General features: G+C 38.4%; 4 protein-coding genes. All 4 read right to left on the bottom strand.

Annotation, left to right across the window (positions count from 1 at the left end):
• Positions 1–261: 261 nt before the first annotated feature.
• Positions 262–1,305 (bottom strand): tyrosine-type recombinase/integrase, encoded by a 1,044-nt coding sequence (locus ACFIL8_RS08755; RefSeq protein ID WP_375689469.1) that lies wholly within the window; start codon positions 1,303–1,305, stop codon positions 262–264.
• A gap of 2 nt (positions 1,306–1,307) precedes the next feature.
• A complete protein-coding gene (locus ACFIL8_RS08750; RefSeq protein ID WP_375632710.1) occupies positions 1,308–1,556 on the bottom strand; it encodes a hypothetical protein in 249 nt (82 codons plus the stop codon).
• Between the two features lie 126 nt (positions 1,557–1,682).
• Positions 1,683–2,228 (bottom strand): hypothetical protein, encoded by a 546-nt coding sequence (locus tag ACFIL8_RS08745; RefSeq protein WP_375675796.1) that lies wholly within the window; start codon positions 2,226–2,228, stop codon positions 1,683–1,685.
• Between the two features lie 140 nt (positions 2,229–2,368).
• Positions 2,369–2,857: a DUF488 family protein gene (locus ACFIL8_RS08740; RefSeq protein ID WP_375675797.1), complete on the bottom strand. Its 489-nt coding sequence runs from the start codon at positions 2,855–2,857 to the stop codon at positions 2,369–2,371.
• Positions 2,858–2,971: the final 114 nt, after the last annotated feature.

The raw sequence follows: 2,971 nt of genomic DNA, 5'->3' as shown, positions 1-2,971 counted from the left end.
CCTTAAAAACTCTTTGAAAAAAATAAATTGGTACAAAACCTAGTGGCAAAATATACAAAACCTGCTGGCAAGCTACAGTGGCAAAATATACAAAACCTGCTGGCAAGCTACATTGAAAAAACACACATGAAATCAATAAGTTATAGCACCATAAAAGTGCTGTGGCGGAGGGGGTGGGAGCGTTATATTTATATAAAATCAATAAGTTATATAAAAGTTCGGGAGTTTTGATTCCGTTGATTATTTTAACTTATTTTATGTCTATCCCGAACCTTTTTGTAGCTTTTTGATTGCTTCTATTGCAAGTCGTTTTCTATCAGCTGTTTTGGTATAAAGGGATGCCATTTTATCTTCTGTCCAGCCAAAAAGCGCTTTCATTTGCGAAACTGTCGCACCAGCATTGGCTGCACGTGTTGCTGCTAATTTTCGCAATCCGTGCGCTGATTTTTTAATACCCGCCGCATTACATGCTTCACGAAAGAGGTTGCCAAAACTTTCTTTGACAAGCTTATTTCCACCTTTACCACAAATGAATGTTTGATCACCTATGGGACCAATTTTAAGGGTTTCCTCTAGTTCTGGTAAAATAGGAAGAAAAACATCTGTTTTAAATTGGCTCTTTTCTGTTTTGAGATAAATGATATTATCTTTGACGTCTTTCCAGCCGATACGAACGGCATCACCACGACGCAAGCCTGTATAAAGAAGAACATCAATCCAGACGCGTTCATGTGTACCATGTGACCAACGGTGATAATATTTGTCTATGTCCTCTTCTAGCCATGGCAGTAATCCCTCACTGTTTAAAGATTTTGGTGCTTTTATATTAAAGGCAGGATTTCTATTTAAAAGGGCATTATCAACCGCCCAATTAAAGAGACCGTTTAAAGAGGTCAAAAAATGTTTTGCAGCTGCGGGGGTCTCTCGCCTTCTGTCTACGGCTTCAAGCATGTGTTGTTTGTTTATGCTTTTATATGCACGATTACCGATATGTTTAGAAACATTATTCAGAATTCGATATTTAACTTTTTTAGTAGATTCTGATTGATTATGCCATTGCATGCTTTGTAAATACTGATGCAACAACCAATCGAAAGACCCTTCTGTGAGTCTGGTACGCCTCTTTGTTTTGGAGGAGCCATTTTGAGCTTGCTTAAGAGCAAGCGTATAATTATCGACAAACTCTTGCGTTCCATAGGTTCCTTCAATCCGAAACCGTGGTCCATGACCAATACGTACATACCATATGATTTTACCATGGCGTGTGCGTTCACGAACAAGATGCGGTGGACGGCGTTTTGGCATGGCTAAAACTTTATACCGTCAACAGAGGGACACGATTTGCTGGTATCGTAGTCTTTTTGTTCATTTTCAAGCGGTGGAAAATCGTCAATGCTATAAGTATTATCTATCGTTCTGGGTGTTACGATTTTATTGATATGAATTAATAATTCACCAGTAGGCTTGATTTCTACAACCTCTGCTCCTTGTTTTTTAGCTTCTCGTAAAGCTCGTGCAATGGCTGGTTGTGTTATAGTAGGTTGGCGGTGTGCCATATCTGTTCCCCTTCATTTTAGATGCAATTCCCCCGTGGCGTGAATCACGCTGGTGTTTAAAAGTTGGTTTTTCGGTGTTAGAAACGGCTTATAGAGATACTATAAGATTAGTCGTTCGTTATTTTCTCATCTGGTTTTTTCTCTAGTTGAGATTCTTCTATCGTCATCAATCCAGTCGTTCCAACATACACATGCATCACCGTAAATTTTTGCATGACCGTAAACATGCGCATCACCGTAAACATGCGCATCACCGTAAACACGCGCCCTATCGTAAATGTATGGCTCTTCGTAAACTTGTGCATTGCCATAAACTTCTGCATTATCAAAAACGTTCGGTTCACCGCAAATATATGCATCACCGTAAACTTCTGCATGACCGTAAATGCATGGTTCATCGAAAACTTCTGCTTTGCCATAAATACGAGAATTGTCGTAAACCTCGGCATAACCGTAAACATGTGCATTTTCGTAAACCTTAGCATCATCATAAACCTTGGCATAACCCCCAACCCAGCAATTGCCATCATGACTTAGATTGTCTTCTTTCTCGATATAGCCGCCAAGATCACCTTTCTTGACGTCCCCCAAATCTCTCAATGCACGAATGCGGCGGAGCGTTTTGCGCCCAACTTCGATTGTTTCATCAGTCAGTTCATATTTCTTTTCCATGGTTTATTTCCTTGATTTGCGTACAATTCACCCATTTCGTGAATCACGCATGACTTAAAAGTGTTAAGAAGGGTGGTGGTGCTAGGAGGCATTTGTGAAGAGAAGCACCTCCATATGTAAAAAATCTGTAAGTTTATTTTTTAGATGTGTTTAATTTCATATTTCCAATCAGGCAATTGAGTAAGAGCTAATGCGAGTTGTCCTCTATGACACATGCATACATTGGCTTCAAAACAGGTGATTGCAACGCGCTTTTTGTTTAAAAAAATTTGATATAATTTGTTTATTGCACAAAAATTATTCTTGAGAGTTGTATTTTGATAATCTTCAAAAAGGCGGTCATAATCTTTTTGTGTTTTCAAATTTCTTCGTTTTTCAGAAGCAATTCCAAGTTCAGGCATATGCATATATTCAATATCAATATTGCTTACAGCTTTTTCTAATTGTCTTTTTGAAAATCCGTGTTTTCTACTTATTGGATTTTTACGAACATCACATAAAGTTTTGATATTGTTTTCTATGAGACAACTAAGATAATTCTCAAGGGACCTACCTTCATAGCCAATGGTAAAAAAACAAAATTCCTCATCTTTAGCAGGCTGTATGATAATATGTTTGATGTTACACACGTTTAATTTCCTTATGTAAAAGGGTGGGGGTGCGGGGAGGAGAGAGCACCCCCATAGGTTTAAGCAGCTTTTGCCAAAATCTTTTGCATCTCTTGTTCTATTTCCCCTAAAAAG

The sequence above is a fragment of the Bartonella sp. AP57NXGY genome, from assembly GCF_042195805.1.
Classification (GTDB): Bacteria; Pseudomonadota; Alphaproteobacteria; order Rhizobiales; family Rhizobiaceae; genus Bartonella.
This window is presented reverse-complemented; position numbering and strand designations above follow the sequence as displayed.

Coding starts and splice junctions, on each gene's coding strand:
- ACFIL8_RS08745 (WP_375675796.1), bottom strand. CDS start 2,228: ATGGAAAAGAAATATGAACTGACTGATGAAACAATCGAAGTTGGGCGC.
- ACFIL8_RS08750 (WP_375632710.1), bottom strand. CDS start 1,556: ATGGCACACCGCCAACCTACTATAACACAACCAGCCATTGCACGAGCT.
- ACFIL8_RS08755 (WP_375689469.1), bottom strand. CDS start 1,305: ATGCCAAAACGCCGTCCACCGCATCTTGTTCGTGAACGCACACGCCAT.